The following is a 1,063-nucleotide window of genomic DNA, read 5'->3' on the forward strand; positions in this document are numbered from 1 at the left end:
AATCCGGATCGGTTTCGGTTGCGGGCCGTGCGGGTGTGTCTTGCGTGGGACCGCTAAGCGCGCGGTGGAGGGCGTCGCGGTCGAGGGCGTTGTCCCAGCGCGCGACGACGATGGTGGCGACGGCGTTGCCGATGAAGTTGGTGAGGCTGCGGCATTCGGACATGAAGCGGTCGATGCCGAGGATCAGCGCCATGCCCGCGACCGGCACGTCGGGCACGATCGACAGCGTCGCGGCGAGCGTGATGAACCCCGCGCCGGTGACGCCGGCTGCACCCTTGGATGAGATCATCGCGATAGCGAGCAGCGCGATCTGATCGCCGAGGGACAGGTCGACATTGCACGCCTGCGCGATGAACAGCGCCGCCAGCGTCATGTAGATGTTGGTGCCGTCGAGGTTGAACGAATAGCCCGTCGGCACGACGAGGCCCACGACCGGCTTGGCGCAGCCGGCGCGCTCCATCTTGTCCATCAGGCTGGGCAGCGCGCTCTCCGACGAGGAGGTGCCGAGCACGAGCAGCAGTTCGGCACGCAGATAGCGGATCAGCTTGAAGATCGAGAAGCCGGCAAGCTTCGCGACGATCCCCAGCACCACCACCACGAAGATCGCCGAGGTCAAATAGAAGGTCGCGACCAGCCCGGCGAGGTTGGCGAGCGATTCGATGCCGTACTTGCCGATGGTGAAGGCCATCGCCCCGAACGCACCGACCGGCGCCGCGCGCATCAGGATCCCGACCAGCTTGAACACCACAAGGCCAGTGCGCTCGAGCAGGTCGCGCACCGGCGCGGCAGGCTCGCCCACCATCGACAGCGCGATCCCGAACAGGATCGACACCAGCAATACCTGAAGCAGCGATTCCCCCGCCAGCGCCGAGACCAGCGTGGTCGGGATGATCGCCATCAGGAAACCGGTGATGCTGCTGTCATGCGCCTTGGCGACGTAATCGTTGACCGCACCGGTATCGAGGCTGGCCGGATCGATGTTCATCCCGGCGCCCGGCTGGATCGTGTTGGCGACGATCAGCCCGACGATCAGCGCCAGCGTCGAGAAGAACAGGAAATAGGC

At 65.7% G+C, this 1,063-nt stretch carries 1 protein-coding gene; it reads right to left on the minus strand.

What is annotated here, in order from left to right; genetic code table 11:
- A partial coding sequence (gene dctA / locus AC07NK_RS20180; protein ID WP_495172421.1) for a C4-dicarboxylate transporter DctA occupies positions 1-1,063 on the minus strand: 1,063 nt, incomplete at both ends.

The organism is Sphingomonas sp. GW821-FHT09B04 (assembly GCF_059418285.1).